Annotated in this window: 15 protein-coding genes and 1 riboswitch; of the genes, 7 read left to right on the top strand and 8 right to left on the bottom strand. The window is 69.4% G+C overall.

Features of this window, described 5'->3' with window-relative positions; genetic code table 11:
• Window positions 1–227 precede the first annotated feature (227 nt).
• Genes ACFY0U_RS11805 through ACFY0U_RS11815 form a run of 3 tightly spaced genes read right to left on the bottom strand, consistent with a single transcriptional unit; the run spans window position 228 to window position 2,240 of the window.
• Window positions 228–1,367 (bottom strand): cystathionine gamma-lyase, encoded by a 1,140-nt coding sequence (locus ACFY0U_RS11805; protein ID WP_388633812.1) that lies wholly within the window; start codon window positions 1,365–1,367, stop codon window positions 228–230.
• Entirely contained in the window at window positions 1,364–1,855 is a 492-nt protein-coding gene (locus ACFY0U_RS11810; protein ID WP_388633815.1) for a low molecular weight protein-tyrosine-phosphatase, read from the bottom strand. The genes ACFY0U_RS11805 and ACFY0U_RS11810 overlap by 4 nt, the downstream gene beginning before the upstream one ends.
• A 7-nt stretch (window positions 1,856–1,862) precedes the next feature.
• The gene (locus ACFY0U_RS11815) at window positions 1,863–2,240 is read right to left on the bottom strand and encodes a phage holin family protein (RefSeq protein ID WP_388633817.1); all 378 of its coding nucleotides are present in this window, start codon (window positions 2,238–2,240) and stop codon (window positions 1,863–1,865) included.
• Window positions 2,241–2,300: 60 nt separating this feature from the next.
• On the opposite strand from ACFY0U_RS11815, the gene ACFY0U_RS11820 reads away from it, so the two are divergent.
• The 4 genes from ACFY0U_RS11820 to ACFY0U_RS11835 all read left to right on the top strand — a co-directional run bounded on the left by ACFY0U_RS11820 (window position 2,301) and on the right by ACFY0U_RS11835 (window position 4,710).
• Complete coding sequence (locus ACFY0U_RS11820) at window positions 2,301–2,618, top strand: cupin domain-containing protein (protein ID WP_388633820.1); 318 nt, start codon at window positions 2,301–2,303, stop codon at window positions 2,616–2,618.
• Between the two features lie 181 nt (window positions 2,619–2,799).
• Entirely contained in the window at window positions 2,800–3,012 is a 213-nt protein-coding gene (locus tag ACFY0U_RS11825; protein ID WP_046256474.1) for a DUF5326 family protein, read from the top strand.
• Between the two features lie 426 nt (window positions 3,013–3,438).
• Window positions 3,439–4,173, top strand: a complete 735-nt coding sequence (locus ACFY0U_RS11830; protein ID WP_388634323.1) for an IclR family transcriptional regulator — start codon at window positions 3,439–3,441, stop codon at window positions 4,171–4,173.
• A 99-nt stretch (window positions 4,174–4,272) separates the two neighbouring features.
• Window positions 4,273–4,710: an SsgA family sporulation/cell division regulator gene (locus ACFY0U_RS11835; protein ID WP_388633823.1), complete on the top strand. Its 438-nt coding sequence runs from the start codon at window positions 4,273–4,275 to the stop codon at window positions 4,708–4,710.
• A gap of 140 nt (window positions 4,711–4,850) precedes the next feature.
• On the opposite strand, the gene ACFY0U_RS11840 is transcribed toward ACFY0U_RS11835, so the two are convergent.
• Window positions 4,851–6,662: a YibE/F family protein gene (locus tag ACFY0U_RS11840; RefSeq protein WP_388633826.1), complete on the bottom strand. Its 1,812-nt coding sequence runs from the start codon at window positions 6,660–6,662 to the stop codon at window positions 4,851–4,853.
• A 72-nt stretch (window positions 6,663–6,734) separates the two neighbouring features.
• A riboswitch (TPP riboswitch) is annotated at window positions 6,735–6,924 on the top strand.
• Here ACFY0U_RS11840 and thiC point away from each other — a divergent pair.
• Complete coding sequence (thiC, locus tag ACFY0U_RS11845; protein ID WP_388633828.1) at window positions 6,917–8,722, top strand: phosphomethylpyrimidine synthase ThiC; 1,806 nt, start codon at window positions 6,917–6,919, stop codon at window positions 8,720–8,722. Its footprint overlaps the riboswitch before it by 8 nt.
• Before the next feature lie 45 nt (window positions 8,723–8,767).
• On the opposite strand, the gene ACFY0U_RS11850 is transcribed toward thiC, so the two are convergent.
• Entirely contained in the window at window positions 8,768–9,709 is a 942-nt protein-coding gene (locus ACFY0U_RS11850; RefSeq protein ID WP_388633831.1) for an NADP-dependent oxidoreductase, read from the bottom strand.
• A 122-nt stretch (window positions 9,710–9,831) separates the two neighbouring features.
• Between ACFY0U_RS11850 and ACFY0U_RS11855 the strand changes: the two genes are divergently transcribed.
• Window positions 9,832–10,248 carry a winged helix-turn-helix transcriptional regulator gene (locus tag ACFY0U_RS11855; RefSeq protein WP_388633834.1) on the top strand — a complete coding sequence of 139 codons (417 nt, stop codon included), beginning with the start codon at window positions 9,832–9,834 and terminating at the stop codon, window positions 10,246–10,248.
• A 134-nt stretch (window positions 10,249–10,382) separates the two neighbouring features.
• Here ACFY0U_RS11855 and ACFY0U_RS11860 read toward each other — a convergent pair whose 3' ends face one another.
• The 3 genes from ACFY0U_RS11860 to ACFY0U_RS11870 all read right to left on the bottom strand — a co-directional run bounded on the left by ACFY0U_RS11860 (window position 10,383) and on the right by ACFY0U_RS11870 (window position 13,827).
• The gene (locus ACFY0U_RS11860; protein ID WP_388633836.1) at window positions 10,383–11,249 is read right to left on the bottom strand and encodes a hypothetical protein; all 867 of its coding nucleotides are present in this window, start codon (window positions 11,247–11,249) and stop codon (window positions 10,383–10,385) included.
• A 193-nt stretch (window positions 11,250–11,442) separates the two neighbouring features.
• Window positions 11,443–12,513: a metallophosphoesterase gene (locus ACFY0U_RS11865; protein WP_388633839.1), complete on the bottom strand. Its 1,071-nt coding sequence runs from the start codon at window positions 12,511–12,513 to the stop codon at window positions 11,443–11,445.
• Window positions 12,514–12,714: 201 nt separating this feature from the next.
• Complete coding sequence (locus tag ACFY0U_RS11870; RefSeq protein WP_171142907.1) at window positions 12,715–13,827, bottom strand: LacI family DNA-binding transcriptional regulator; 1,113 nt, start codon at window positions 13,825–13,827, stop codon at window positions 12,715–12,717.
• Between the two features lie 401 nt (window positions 13,828–14,228).
• Here ACFY0U_RS11870 and hisC point away from each other — a divergent pair, with 401 nt between their 5' ends.
• Window positions 14,229–15,308, top strand: coding sequence for a histidinol-phosphate transaminase (gene hisC, locus ACFY0U_RS11875; RefSeq protein WP_388633843.1), 1,080 nt, complete (start codon window positions 14,229–14,231; stop codon window positions 15,306–15,308).
• Window positions 15,309–15,507: the final 199 nt, after the last annotated feature.

Genomic DNA, 15,507 nt, shown 5'->3' on the forward strand with positions numbered 1-15,507 from the left:
CCGCGCCCTCCCCTTCGGTGGCTGCTCCTGGCCCTCCGGCCGCGCCCAACTATAAATATGTCGATAGGTCGCTGTCGCTACTGTGATTGGACACTGACACAGAGTCAACTAGCCTTGCTTGCGCGGTTCTTCGCGCGCGGAACCGAGGGCGGTCCGAGCCACGAGGGGGGAGGCTCGGACCGTCCGTTGTGCGTAGCCGGACACCGACAAGGGCGTAGAGACAGCGGTCAGTCCGCCGACTCGTCCAGCGCACGCAGCACATCCGCCACCAGGTCCTCGGGGTCCTCGGCGCCGACCGAGAAGCGCACGAAGCCCTCCGGCACCGCGTCCCCGCCCCAGCGCCCACGCCGCTCGGCCGTGGAACGCACTCCGCCGAAGCTCGTCGCGTCGTCCACGAGCCGCAGCGCGTCGAGGAAACGGTCGGCGCGCTCGCGCGAAGCCAGCGTGAAGGAGACCACGCACCCGTAGCGCCGCATCTGCTGCGAGGCGACCTTGTGGGAGGGATCGTCCGGCAGTCCCGGATACCGCAGCCCCATGACGTCCGGCCGCCCCTTCAGGGCCTCGGCGAGCACGAGCGCGGTCGCGTTCTGCCGGTCGACCCGCAGCTGGAGCGTGGCGATCGAACGGTGCGCGAGCCAGGCCTCCATGGGCCCCGGGATCGCTCCGACGATCTTGCGCCAGCGCCGTACAGCGGTCATCGCCTCGCCGTCGCGGCCGGTGACGTATCCCAGGAGGACGTCTCCGTGCCCCGTGAGCTGCTTGGTGCCGCTGGCCACCGAGAAGTCGGCGCCGAGCTCCAGGGGGCGCTGTCCGAGCGGCGTCGCGAGGGTGTTGTCGACGGCGACGAGAGCGCCACGCGCGTGTGCCGCCTCGACGAGCCGCCGGATGTCGCACACGTCAAGGCCGGGGTTCGACGGCGTCTCGATCCACAGGAGCTTCGCGCCGTCCAGCACCTCCAGCTGGGCGTCGCCGCCGGTCGGCGCGGTCCGCACCTCGATGCCGTAGGCCTCGAGCTGGGCGCGCACCAGAGGCAGCACCTGGTAGCCGTCGTTCGGCAGGACGACCGCGTCCCCGGCGCGCAGCTGGGAGAAGAGCACCGAGGAGATCGCGGCCATGCCCGAGGCGAACACCAGCGTCTGGAGGCCGTCCTGCCCGGGCGCCTCCAGCTCGCCGATGGCCCGCTCCAACAGGGTCCAGGTGGGGTTCTCGTCCCGGCCGTAGGTGTACGGACCGCCCACCTCGCCCGGCAGATGGAAGTGGGCGGCGAACACCGGGCCGGGCAGGGTGGGTTCGTTCCTGACCGGCTCGGGCAGTCCCGCCCGTACCGCGCGCGTGCCCTCGCCGTTGCCCCCGGTCGACTCGCTCATGCCACTCGTCCTTCCACGTCCTCGCGTACCGCGGCGAGCAGACCCTCGCTCGCCGCCTCCACCATCTCAAGACACTCCTCGAAGCCGTCCATCCCCCCGTAGTAAGGGTCCGGTACGTCGAGGTCGTCGACGGAGGACGGGTCATAGGAGCGCAGGAGCCGCACCTTCGCGGCGTCCTCCGGGGTCGGCGCGAGGCGGCGCAGCGCCCTGAGATGGCCGTGGTCGAGGGCGATGACGAGGTCGAGGCGGGAGAACCACGACGGCTGGAACCGGCGGGCCGTGTGAGCGCTGTCGTAGCCGTGCTCCTCGAGGACCGACACGGTGCGCGGGTCGGCGTCGTCGCCCTCGTGCCAGCCGCCCGTGCCGGCGCTGTCGACCTCGACCGTGCCGCCGAGTCCGGCTTCCTCCACGCGGGCGCGGAAGACGGACTCGGCCATCGGCGAGCGGCAGATGTTGCCGGTGCAGACGAAGCAGACGCGGTACGTCATGAGGGGATCAGTCGCCGTCGGGCAGGACGACGTTGAGCGCCCAGGACACGATCGAGATGATCAGGCCGCCCAGTACGGCGGTCCAGAAGCCGTCGACGTGGAAGCTCAGGTCGAGCTTGTCGGCCAGCCACGACGTCAGCAGCAGCATCAGCGCGTTGACGACCAGGGTGAACAGACCGAGCGTCAGGATCAGCAGCGGGAGGCTGAAGAGCGTTACGACCGGCTTGACCAGGAAGTTCACGATGCCGAAGAGCAGCGCGACGAGGATCAGGGTGCCGATCTTCTTGCCCGTGCTGTCACCGGTCAGGGTGATCTTGTCCAGCAGCCAGACGGCGACCGCCAGGGCGCCCGCGTTGGCGATCGTCTTGACTACGAAATTCTTCATGTGTCTGATCGTGGCAGAAGAGATCGGCGATCAGCAGTGTGACGAGGGCGGACGAGGGCGATGAAGGCATTCCGGCTGGACGAACTGGAGGCGGAGCGTGCCGCCAACGACGGCGCCTACCTGCAGTTTCTGCGGGAACGGAACATGTCGGTCGGCCTGTACGCGCTGGATGCCGGCGAACAGGATCCACAGAAGCCGCACAATCAGGACGAGGTCTACTTCGTTGTGAGCGGCCGCGCCGCGATCACCGTCGGCATGGAGACCACCCAGGTCGCGCGCGGCAGCGTGGTCTACGTACCGGCCGGCGTGGCCCACAAGTTCCACCACATCAGCGAGGACCTGCGGGTCCTCGTGGTGTTCTCTCCGCCCGAGAGCTGAGCCGTCACCCCGGGATTCCCTAGGGGATCAGTCAGGGGAGGACAAGGGGTGCGAGGCCCCCGCCGGGGCTCCTCCCCGCCCTAGCATCGAGTGCAGGACATCAGAAGGATCCGGCATCACGAGCCCGGGTCTTCGACCGGACCCGGCACGAGCGACGGGCGGAGAGGTAAGGACGAGAGCAATGGGAGATTTCTTCGCGGGACTGCCCTGGTGGGTGAAGTGGATCGCGGTGCCGGTCATCGCCCTGGTCGTGTTCGGCGGACTGATAGCCAGCGTCGTCGGGTTCGTCATCGGACTGCTCTTCAAGCTGCTGGTGTTCGTGGCTTTGGTCGGCGGACTGATCTACGTGGTGCGGAAGTTCACGTCGAGTTCCTCGTCGCGCGGCGACTGGTGACACGTGGGGCGACCGGCGAGCGGCATCGGTGACCGGTAACAGGAATCACCGGTTCCCTCGGGCGGGGGAAGTTTCGGTACAGGCCGAGTGCGAGCGGTGGCGGACGGTTAAAGTCCGGAATTCGACGCGGGGACGATCCCCCGTGAGCGGCGCACACCCCCTCCCGTGTCCCCCCGCACGGGCGGCCCCCTCGCGCTTCGGGAGTGACCCTTGGCCACGGTTGACACCGCACCCGCAGAACGCCTCACAGCCCCCGCACCGGTCCGAGCGGCCGTCCCGTCGCCGGAGCACCGACTCCGGCCGCCGGAACAGCCCGCAGCCACGAACCGGTCCCGCCCGAAAACACCACCCCTGGCACCGGCATCACGCCCGGCACCGGGAACAGCCCCGGCCGACTCCCCGGACCCACCGCACTCCACGACCCTCATCGGCTCCGTCCAGCGCGCGATGCGCCTGCTGGAATCCGTCGCCGAGCACGAGCACGGCGCCCCCGCCAAACAACTGGCCCGCGAGACCGGACTCGCCCTGCCCACCGCCTACCACCTGCTGCGCACCCTGGTCCACGAGGGATATCTGCACCGGGACAAGGGCCTGTTCTTCCTCGGTGAGGCGGCCGAACGGCTGAGCAGCAGCGGAGCACAGCAGAAACGTCGCAGCACGATTGCCGAGACACTGGCCCACTGGCGCGATGCCATCGGCGTACCCGTGTACTACGCGATCTACCAGGACGGCGAGATCGAGGTCATGTGCGTCTCCGACACCCCGGGGAACCCGGCGGTCGAGGAATGGGCGGACTTCCGCGAGACGGCTCACGCGCACGCCATCGGCCAGTGCCTGCTCGCTCAACTCGACGAGGACGACCGCCGCGACCACCTGGACCGCTACCCCGTTCAGGCCATCACCCCGTACACCGTGCGGGACAGCCGCACGCTGCTGCGGCGTCTGGACCGGACACGGCGGATGGAACCGGTCTTCGAACGGCAGGAGTACGCGCTGGGGACGGTCTGCGCCGCGATTCCGATCACTGTGGGCACCACCGCCGGGGCGATGGCCATCTCGCTGCCCGTCCACCAGGCCGACCGACTGGTTGACGCCAGTCGTCAGTTGCAGAGCGAGGTCGGGCGTCTTCTCGGGTCGCTCGCGATCTCTATCAGTATCTGAAAACTCACTCCTTGTGATCTCCCGTGTACGTTCAGCAAACTTCCACCACAGTCAAAGGGATCATTCCCGGCCAGTCGACGGCAGATGACGGGGTAGACGATGGGTGAGTCCGTACAGGCAGAGGTCATGATGAGCTTTCTCGTGTCCGAGGAGCTCTCCTTCCGCATCCCGGTGGAACTGCGCTACGAGACCTGCGATCCCTACGCCGTGCGGCTCACCTTCCATCTGCCCGGTGACGCGCCGGTGACCTGGGCGTTCGGGCGTGAGCTGCTGATCGACGGCGTGGGGCGGCCGTGCGGGGACGGGGACGTGCGTATCGCGCCGGCCGAGGCGGACACGCTCGGTGAGGTCCTGATCCGTCTTCAGGTCGGCGTCGACCAGGCGCTGTTCCGCTCCTCGGCGGCGCCGCTCATCGCCTTCCTCGACCGCACCGACAAGTTGGTGCCGCTGGGCCAGGAGGGGGCGCTCGGCGACTTCGACGCCCATCTCGAGGAGGCCCTGGACCGGATTCTGGCGGAGGAACAGAGCGCGGGCTGAAGCGTTACGGCCATGTGGGGGGCGTAACGCTTCAGCGCGGGCGTGGGGCCCGCGCAGGAACGCTTCTCCTCCAGGGGGCCTGGGGTAGGCCACAGGGGCTGTACGGCGCCGTACAGCCCCTGTGACAGCAGATGCAGGAGTCAGCGCTTGCGTCGCCGCCCGCGCCCGCCCCGTGCCGCGGCCGGCTGTGTGCCCGCGGACATCGACTGGGCGCCCGTCGGAGCCGGCCCTCCGCCCACCGGTGCCGCCCCGGACGGGAGCGTCGGCCGGTCGGCCGACACCACCAGAGCCGCGAGGGCGGTCGTCACCGGCACGGACGCGACCAGGCCGATCGAGCCCACCAGCGTGCGCACGATCTCCTCGGCGACGAGCTCGCTGTTGGCGACCGTCCCCACGCTGCTCTGCGCGATGGAGAAGAGCAGCAGCAGCGGCAGGGCGGCGCCCGCATACGCGAGGACGAGCGTGTTGACGACGGACGCGATGTGGTCGCGGCCGATGCGGATGCCCGCGCGGTACAGATCGCGCCAGCCCATCGACGGGTTGGCCTCGTGCAGTTCCCACACCGCCGATGTCTGGGTGACCGTCACATCGTCGAGGACACCGAGCGAACCGATGATGATGCCGGCGAGCAGCAGACCGCTCATGTCGATCGACGGGTACAGACCGTGGATCAGGCCGGTGTTGTCGTCCGTGTTGCCGGTGAGCGCGGCCCAGTCGATGAACAGCGAGCCGAGCACGCCGATCAACAGCAGCGAGATCAGTGTGCCGAGCACCGCGACGGATGTTCTCGCCGACAGCCCGTGGCACAGATACAGGGCGATCAGCATGATGGCGCTCGACCCGATCACGGCCACGACCAACGGGTTCGAACCTTGCAGGATCGCGGGCAGGATGAAGAAGTTCAGGATCAGGAAGCTGATGGCCAGCGCGACCAGCGCCATGACGCCCCGCAACCGCCCGACGACCACGACGGCGACAGCGAAGATGCCGGCGAGCAACGCCATGGGGAGCCTGCGGTTCACGTCGGTGACCGAGTACTGCAGGTCCTTGGGGGCGGAGGGCTCGTAGGCGACCACGACCTTCTCGCCCTGGTGCAACTGCCGTGACTGGTCCGGCTGCACGATCTCGGTGAACGTACGGCCCTTGTCGTCCCCGGTGTCGACGCGGATCGTCGCCTTCTTGCATTCGCCGTCGGCCTGCTGCTGAGCGGAGGAACCCTCGGCGGTGGAGGTGTCGCCGGTCGGGGTCTCGCCGGAGGCGTTCACCGACTTGCAGCTGACGTTCACGACCTCGGTGACCGTGGCCTGCTGGGTCTGCCGGTCGAAGCCGACGCCGGTGCGCTCATGACCCGGCGCGCCCCCGGGCCACAGCACGGCGAGCCCGACGATCACGGCGACGCCGAAGGGGATGAGGATCGCGGCGATGACCTTGCGCAGGTGCTGGGAGACGGGAGCCGCCGGGCCGTGACTGTGGCTGTGCGAGTGACCGTGTCCGCCGCCACCGCGACCGCCGCCGCCACTACCACCGCCCGTGCCTCCGCCGCCGGAACCGGTGCCATGCCCGTGCCCGCCACCGGCGCCGTGGTCGTGACCGCCGTCGGAACCGGGGCCCTGCTCGAACCGGCCCCCGGATTGGGGCTCCTGCTCGAACCGGCCCCCGGATTGGGGCCCCTGCTCGAACCGGCCCCCCGATCCGGGCTCCTGCTCGAACCGGCCACCCGAACCAGGCCCCTGTCCGAACCCCCGACCCGATCCGGGCTCCTGCCCGAACCCGCCCCCGGTGCCGTTTCCCTGCTCGTGCCAGTCGCCGGAGCCGGGGCCCGGGCGAGGGCCCGGGCCGTACCCCGCCCCCTGCCCGCGTGCGGGTCCGGGCCCGTTGCCGGGCCCGTTTCCGGAGCCGGGCCTACGAGGAGGCTCGGGCGGTGGGAACGGGGGCTGATGTGTCGTGGTCACCGACCGATCATCGCAAGAACGACAGGGGCCCTCTGTTCACCGCGCCCGAATTGACGCTAGCGTGGGGGGCACCTTTGTACACGCGGGAGCTCGGAGCACCGGGCTGAGAGGGCGCTGACCTCCGTCCCAGCGATGTTTCACGTGGAACATCGTCACCAGCGAGTGACGTTCCACACGAAACGTCGGCAGACGGAAGCCGCTGCGTCGACCGCCGAACCTGTTACCGGGTAATGCCGGCGTAGGGAGTAGGTCTCATGACCATCAAGGACGCGCGCACGCCTGCCTTCAGCCAGGACGAACAGCCCATTCAGGGCGAACAGTCCGCGGAGGTCGGGAAGTCCATCGGCTGGCACAAGGCGTATGTCGAGGGCTCTCGCCCCGATCTGCGCGTGCCGGTCCGTCAGGTGCATCTCACCAACGGGCAGTCGGTCACGCTGTACGACACATCGGGTCCGTACACCGACCCCCTGGTCGATACCGATGTCCGCCGGGGGCTGGCTCCGCTCCGGGAGAACTGGATCATCGCCCGCGGGGACACCGAGGAATACGCGGGCCGCCCCGTCCGTCCTGAGGACGACGGCATCAAGCACACCTCGCCGCGGGGCGGCAACCTCCGCAACCTCGACGCGGTCTTCCCGGGGCGGCCCCGGCTGCCGCGCCGCAGCCGAAACGGGCAGGCGGTCACACAGCTCGCGTACGCACGCCGCGGTGAGATCACGCCGGAGATGGAGTACGTGGCCCTGCGGGAGAACGTGTCCCCCGAGGTCGTCCGGGAGGAGATCGCGGCCGGCCGCGCGGTCCTCCCGGCCAACGTCAACCATCCGGAGATCGAGCCGATGATCATCGGCAAGCGGTTCCTGGTGAAGGTCAACGCCAACATCGGCAACTCCGCGGTGACGTCCTCCATCGAGGAGGAGGTCGAGAAGATGACCTGGGCGACCCGCTGGGGCGCCGACACGGTCATGGACCTGTCCACGGGCCGCAACATCCACACCACCCGCGAGTGGGTCCTGCGCAACTCCCCCGTCCCCATCGGCACGGTGCCGCTCTACCAGGCGCTGGAGAAGGTCGACGGCAAGGCCGAGGAGCTGACCTGGGAGATCTACAAGGACACGGTCATCGAGCAGGCCGAGCAGGGCGTGGACTACATGACGGTCCACGCGGGCGTCCGCCTGCCGTACGTGCCGCTGACGGCCAACCGCAAGACGGGCATCGTCTCCCGCGGCGGCTCGATCATGGCGGCGTGGTGCCTGGCGCACCACAAGGAGTCGTTCCTCTACGAGAACTTCGAGGAACTCTGCGAGATCCTCGCCGCGTACGACGTGACGTACTCCCTCGGAGACGGCCTCCGGCCGGGTTCGATCGCGGACGCCAACGACGAGGCGCAGTTCGCCGAGTTGAGGACGCTCGGGGAACTCAACACGATCGCCAAGCGTTTCCACGTACAGACCATGATCGAGGGTCCGGGCCATGTCCCGATGCACAAGATCAAGGAGAACATCGACCTCCAGCAGGAGATCTGCGAGGAGGCCCCGTTCTACACGCTCGGCCCGCTGACCACGGATGTCGCGCCGGCGTACGACCACATCACCTCGGGCATCGGTGCCGCGATGATCGCGTGGTGGGGCACGGCGATGCTCTGCTACGTCACGCCCAAGGAGCACTTGGGCCTGCCCAATCGTGACGACGTGAAGACCGGCGTCATCACCTACAAGATCGCGGCCCATGCGGCGGACCTCGCCAAGGGACACCCTGGCGCACAGGAGTGGGACGACGCGCTGTCGGACGCCCGCTTCGAGTTCCGCTGGGAGGACCAGTTCAACCTGGCCCTCGACCCCGACACGGCCCGCGAGTTCCACGACGAGACGCTCCCGGCCGAGCCGGCCAAGACGGCCCACTTCTGCTCCATGTGCGGGCCGAAGTTCTGCTCGATGAAGATCTCCCAGGACATCCGCCGCCGGCACGGCGGGAACCAGGAGGAGATCGAGGAGGGCATGGCACTCAAGTCGAAGGAGTTCGCGGCGAGCGGCAACAGGGTGTACCTGCCGATTGCGGACTGATCGGTCTGCCTGGGTGGGGCCCGGTGTCCTGGTGGGCCCCACTCGTCAAGGTACGAGGACGATCTTGCCGTTGGTGCGCTTCTCCTCGATCGTGCGGTGGGCCGCGGCGGCTTGGGCCAGGGGGTAGGTGTGCTGGACCGTTACCTGGAGGCGGCCTGTCTCGATGCGTTCGGTGATCTGGGCCAGCGTCTTTCCCGAAGGCTCGGCCGTGACCCAGACGTAGCGCAGGCCGCGGGCGGTGGCCTGTTGTTCGTCCGTTCCCGGGTCGATCGAGGCGCCGATGAGGAGGCCGTCCGGGCGGAGTACGTCGAGGGAGCGTGGGCCGTAGGGGCCGCCGACCAGGTCCAGGACCACGTCCACGGGAGTCACGGCGGTTCGGAAGTCGGTGGTGGTGTAGTCGATCAGTTCGTCGGCGCCCAGAGCGCGCAGGAAGCCGTGATTGGCCGACCGCGCGGTACCGATGACGTACGCGCCCAACTCCTTGGCCAGTTGGACCGCGACGTGCCCGACGCCCCCCGCCGCCGCATGGATCAGGACCCGGTCGCCGGGCTCGACCCGCGCCAGCACGGCCAGCGCCTGCCAGGCGGTGAACGCGACCAGGGGCACGGCCGCCGCGTGCACGAGGTCGAGGTTCTTGGGCGCGAGGGCCAGCGCGTCGGCCGGTACGGCGGTGAACTCGGCGTACGCCCCGCGACGGGTGACCGCCAGCATGCCGTACACCCGGTCGCCCGGCACGAACCGCGTCACACCCTCACCGACCCGCTCGACGACACCGGCCACATCGTTGCCCGGCGTCCAGGGCAGTGTGACCAGCTCCGGCACCCGGCCGGACCGGAGCACCGCGTCGCCCGGATTGACTCCGGCACCGGCGACCCGCAGCAGCACCTCCCCGGGACCGGGCTCCGGCACATCGGTCTCGGCGTAGGTGAGCACCTCCGGACCGCCGAACGCGGACTGGACGATGGCATGCATACGGGGGGCGGGCATCAGGACTCCTCGGCAGCGGGACGCGGGGCGTCGTTCCCTGTGGGCGGCGCTCTGTGCGCTCCATGCTCGGCCCGAGCGATACCCCTGCGGAAGAAGGCACTTGTCTGATACCGAGGTTCTTCGTGGATACCGGCTTTGACCTGAGAGAACACGGCGGCGTCGAGATTTTCCTGCGCGACTGCCCGACCCGTGCCGTCCTGGACGTGATCGCCAGCAAGTGGACCATGCTGGTGCTGGTGGCGCTCGAGGACGGCCACCCCATGCGCTTCGCCGAGCTGCGGCGACGGCTGGACGGCGTGACGCAGAAGGTGCTGACACAGACTCTGCGCGCGCTGGAACGCGAGGGGTTGCTGACCCGCACCGTGTATCCGACGGTGCCGCCGTGCGTGGACTACCAGTTGACCAAGCTGGGCCTGGAGGTGGGCGGCCTGGTGCAGAGCATCACCGACTGGTCGCGGGCGAACATCGCCGCCATCAGGGCGGCACGGGAGGAGTTCGACGAACGCGCCGAACGCCGGCCGTCCGGCTCCTCAACCTAGAACCGGCCCGCAACCCAGAACCGGCCCGCAACCTGGGGAACCGGTTCCGCCAGCCATGACGCCGTGCCCGCCGGACAACCGGCTTGCGCGCCCCCGAAGGCGGGTCTCCCCGCGGCGAGGGGCGCAAGCCGGGGTTACTCCGGCTGGTGCTCCGGGCCGCCGAAGTCCGGGCTGGTGTAGTCCGGGCTCGTGAAGCTGGGCCGGGCACCGGCGGAGCCGTCGTCCGGGCTGCTGAAGCCCGGACGGCCGTAACCGAGGTTCGGCATACGGCTGGTCGGCGCGGGCGGTGCCGTGCGGTGCAGGGCGGCCGCCGTGCCGGGATCGGCCAGCGCGTCCCGCAGGAACGGCAGGACGCCCCGCTCCAGCAGGGCCTCACGCCAGGCTTCCCTGGCCCGGGCCACCTCCCCGCTCAGCTCGCCGTACGGCCCGGTGTCCAGCGAGGGCCGGTTGCGCAGGGCGGTGAGCAGCAGTCCGACCGCGGCGACCAGGATCGCCAGCGCGGTCACCGCGCCGAACACCCAACCGGTGGTCAGCATGGTCTGGGCGAACGCCGGCTGCGGGTCGAGCATCTTCAGGATGTACCCGACCAGCAGGAAGATCGCCGCGGCGGTTCCGGCGAGGACGGGAGCCAGGACCGCGACGACGGCGACGGCGCCCGCGCCGGCGGTCTCGGCGACCTCTCCCATGGTGGCGGCGAGCCCCGCCGCGCCCGAGCCCGACTCCGCGGAGCCGGTTTCACGGACGGACGTCGGGGTGGACGGCGCCGGATGGCGCAGTTCCTCGCGGACCTTCACATAGTGCTGGTACTCGGTCGCCGCGGCCGCCGTGATGATCGCGGTGGCGTTGAGCGCCATGGTGCGCAGCTGTTCGGGATTGAGCCGCTGTCCCACAGCGGCCAGTTCCGGGCGGTGTGGGGCGGAGCGCAGCGCCTCATCGAGGATCCGCTCGTACTCCTGGCGGTCCTCGCTCAGCAGGTGCTGCGGAACGCTGTTCATGTGCATCCCCCGATGCTCCGTAGGGCTTGGGGCTCGCATGACTGTGAGCCGTCGGGCAGAAACGGAGGGGAGCCTGCTACGGATAAGCCGATGGTAGAGCGGTGACGGCACACGGTGACAGGGGGTTTCCAGAAATTGGGCCCTGGCCTGCGCCGTCTCTGCTCAGTCCGGCATGGGGGGTCGTCTGCCCCGTGAACGTTCAGATATCCAGGGGAAGTTGCTGGACCAGCAGCTTTCCGGCCATGGTCACACCGCCGTCCATCGCGATGGCCAGCCCTTCGGCGTAGACGTGCGGCCCTTCGACCAGCGGACCCGAGGAGTCCTCGCCGTCCTCCGAGCCGACCTCGCCCAGCAGGTAGGGGATGGGGCTGTGACCGTGAACGATCCGGGTGCCGCCGTACGTGTCGAGCAGGGAGCGCACATGGTCGGCGCCGCCTTCGTCACGGAAGGAGAAGCGCTTGGTGAACTTGCGGAACAGATCCCAGACCTCGTCCGCGTCGTTGCGCGTGATCGTCTCGCGGACGGTGTCGTTGACCGCCTCGATCGAGTCGCCGTAGTCGAGGTAGGCGGTGGTGTCCGAGTGGACGAGCAGGTGCCCGTCGACCTCCTCCATGGCGTCGAGGCGGGCCATCCACTGGAGGTGGTGGTCCTGGAGACGGTCCATGTCGGTCTTCTGCCCGCCGTTGAGCAGCCAGGCCGCCTGGAAGGTGGCGGTGCCCGCACCGGAGTTGACGGGGGTGTCGCCGAACCGCTTGGCGCCGAGCAGCAGCAGCTCGTGGTTGCCCATGAGCGCCTTGCAGTAGCCGCCGGCCGCGGCGGCCTCGGCGGACAGCCGCATCACGAGGTCGATGACGCCGATGCCGTCCGGGCCGCGGTCGGTGAAGTCGCCGAGGAACCACAGCCGGGCGGTGCCCGCGCACCAGCTGCCCGCGGCGTCGACGAGGCCCTTCTCCTGAAGGGCCGCCACCAACTCGTCCAGATAGCCGTGGACGTCACCGACGACGAACAGCGCGCCCGGCCCGACGACGGCCTGCGGGACCGCCGCGGGGTCGACGGCCACCTGAAGCGTGTCACCCCGGTTGATGACCGGCAGGTCGCGCTCGGTGGGTGTGTACTCCTCCGGGTAGTCCGCCTCGTGCGCCGGTACGACGTCGCCGGGGTGCGCGCTGTGGCCGTACGGACCGGTCTCGTGGACGTACGCGGGCACCCGGAAGTCGCGCAACGTCGCCGTCCGCTCCGCCTCGGGTCCCTGACCGGCCCCCTGAGTCATCAGACCCCTCCACCATCACGCCGCATCTGCACCGCTTCGGACTGCCTGGTCGCAGCGGCCCGCGGTGTCGTGGGCCCATCATAGGAATGCGGATCGCGCCATGTGATGACCCAGGGGTGGTGAATCGGAGCAAGACTCCTGTTCACCGCGGCTTTCGCCCCGATTGGGCAGGGCCTGTGCCATCTGCTGACGGCCCTCGTCCTACTCCTCCTCGGGCGACCGGGGCGGACTGACGGTCGTCCGGGGCGGACGGCGCTCGGACGAGGTACGCACGATCAGCTCCGTCGGTATAACCTGCTCGACCGGTTGGTCCGATTCGACCCCCTCGATGGCGTCGATGAGGAGCTGGACCACGGCCGTGCCGATACGGCGCGGCTTCAGCGAGAGCGTGGTGATCGGCGGTTCGGTGCTGGCGTACACGGTGGACTCGCTGCAGCAGACCAGAAGCAGGTCGTCCGGTACCCGCAGCCCGTAGCGGCGGGCGGCGGCGAGCAGGTCGGTGCCGTTCGGGTCGAACAGCCCGTAGACCGCGTCGGGCCGGTCCGGGCGGGCCAGCAGCCGGTCGGCGGCGACGGCGCCCGCGCACGGATCGTGCGCCGGGTAGGCCTCGTACACCGGATCCTGGCCGACCCGCTCGCACCAGCGCAGATACGCCGTGGTCGACAGATGGGTGTACGTGTCCGTCGACGTCCCCGTCAGCAGGCCGATGCGGCGGGCGCCGGCGTCGGCCAGGTGGTCGAGGATGCCGAGTACGGCGGCCTCGTGGTCGTTGTCGACCCATGCGGTGACCGGCAGCGAGCCGGCCGGGCGGCCGTCGGAGACGACCGGCAGACCCTGCCGCACCAGTTCGCTGACCACCGGGTCCTGGTCGGACGGATCGATGACGACCGTCCCGTCCAGGGCGACGTTCGACCACACGTCGTGGCGCGAGGTCGCGGGGAGGATGACGAGCGCGTAGCCGCGGGCGAGCGCGGCCGAGGTGGCGGCCCGGGCCATCTCGGCGAAGTACGCGAACTCCGTGAAGGTGAAAGGTTCATCCCCGTACGTCGTCACGGTGAGGCCGATGAGGCCCGACTTTCCGGTACGGAGGGTTCGGGCGGCGGCCGACGGGCGATAACCCAACCGGTCGGCGACCTCGCGGACATGGCGGCGGGTGGCGTCCGGGAGCCGCCCCTTGCCGTTGAGGGCGTCGGAGACGGTCGTGATGGAGACTCCGGCGGCGGCGGCAACGTCTCTGATGCCCGCACGGCCCGGCCGGCTGCCTCGGCGTGAGGTTTCCGCGCGGCTCACCTGGTGCTTCCCTGCTGCTGTCATGGCGAGCCGATAGTAGGGCTCATGCGGTGGGGTAGGGCGGGCGCATATGCACGCGTTGACAGGCACGTTTCTGCATGGTCATACCGCGTCAAACTCCTTTGAATGAAAGGGAGTTGAACGATCCAATGGCACTACGTGACTTGTCGACGCGCATGGGCCTGCCAAGTCGCCGATGTTTCGAAGAGGTCTCAACTCACCTTCACGGGTGATGCGCGCCACGGCGTGAGCCACCGGCGCATAGATATATGTGAGAGCGCCCTGTGATTCGTCTGTCTTCGTACGGTGATGCCCCTGATGCCAGTGGGGCTGATGGGGTTTGCGTCCCGCCTGTACGCAGCGGCGCCGAATCCTCATAAGGTGAGGAGTATTCGATGCCGGTGGTGGTCACAAGGAGGACTGCGGTGAGCGAGACGAGCCCCAAGCTGCGCGCCGAGCTGGAGGGTATCCCCACCTACAAGCCGGGCAAGCCCGCAGCGGCCGGCGGCCCGGTCGCCTACAAGCTGTCCTCCAACGAGAACCCCTATCCGCCGCTGCCGGGCGTGATGGAGAGCGTCACGGCCGCGGCCTCGTCCTTCAACCGCTACCCGGACATGGCCTGCACAGGCCTGATGAACGAGCTGTCGGACCGCTTCGGCGTCCCGCTCTCCCACCTGGCCACCGGCACCGGCTCGGTCGGTGTCGCCCAGCAGCTCGTCCAGGCGACCTCGGGCCCGGGCGACGAGATCATCTACGCCTGGCGGTCCTTCGAGGCGTACCCGATCATCGCGCAGGTCAGCGGCGCGACCTCGGTGAAGGTCCCGCTGACGCCGGGCGATGTGCACGACCTGGACGCGATGGCCGACGCCGTCACCGACCGGACGCGCCTAGTCTTCGTCTGCAATCCCAACAACCCGACGGGCACCGTCGTGCGCCGGGCCGAGCTGGAGCGCTTCCTCGACCGGGTGCCGAGTGACGTGCTCGTGGTGCTGGACGAGGCGTACCGGGAATTCATCCGGGACACCGAGGTGCCGGACGGCGTGGAGCTGTACCGGGACCGGCCGAACGTCTGCGTCCTGCGGACCTTCTCCAAGGCGTACGGGCTCGCCGGGCTCCGTGTCGGCTTCGCTATCGCCCACGAGCCGGTGGCGGCGGCGCTGCGCAAGACCGCGGTGCCCTTCGGCGTCAGCCAGCTCGCGCAGGACGCGGCGATCGCCTCGCTGCGTGCCGAGGACGAACTGCTCGGCCGGGTCGGCTCGTTGGTGTGTGAGCGCAACCGGGTGGTCGAGGGGCTGCGGTCCCAGGGCTGGACGGTGCCCGAGACCCAGGCCAACTTCGTGTGGCTGCGGCTGGGGGAGCGCACGGTCGACTTCGCCGCCGCGTGCGAGCAGCACGGTGTGGTGGTCCGGCCGTTCCCCGGCGAGGGTGTGCGGGTGACGGTCGGGGAGACCGAGGCGAACGACATCTTCCTGAAGGTGGCGGAAGGGTTCCGCAAGGAGCTCTGAAGCTCCGTAGGAGACGTGCGCGGACGGCGGCCAGTTCAAGATCTTGTTGAACTGGCCGCCGTCCGCGTTTACGTGACACAGGAGACACGACCCCCCTGCCGTTCGTCGAAAACCAGTACGTCATACTGGGCTTGTGAATGTGAACGCGTTCACAAGCGTGTCCCGGTTGCTCCATGATGTGTGTGACATAAGGGGCAAA

It is taken from the genome of Streptomyces sp. NPDC001536 (assembly GCF_042894505.1).
In the GTDB taxonomy this organism is placed as follows: Bacteria; Actinomycetota; Actinomycetes; order Streptomycetales; family Streptomycetaceae; genus Streptomyces.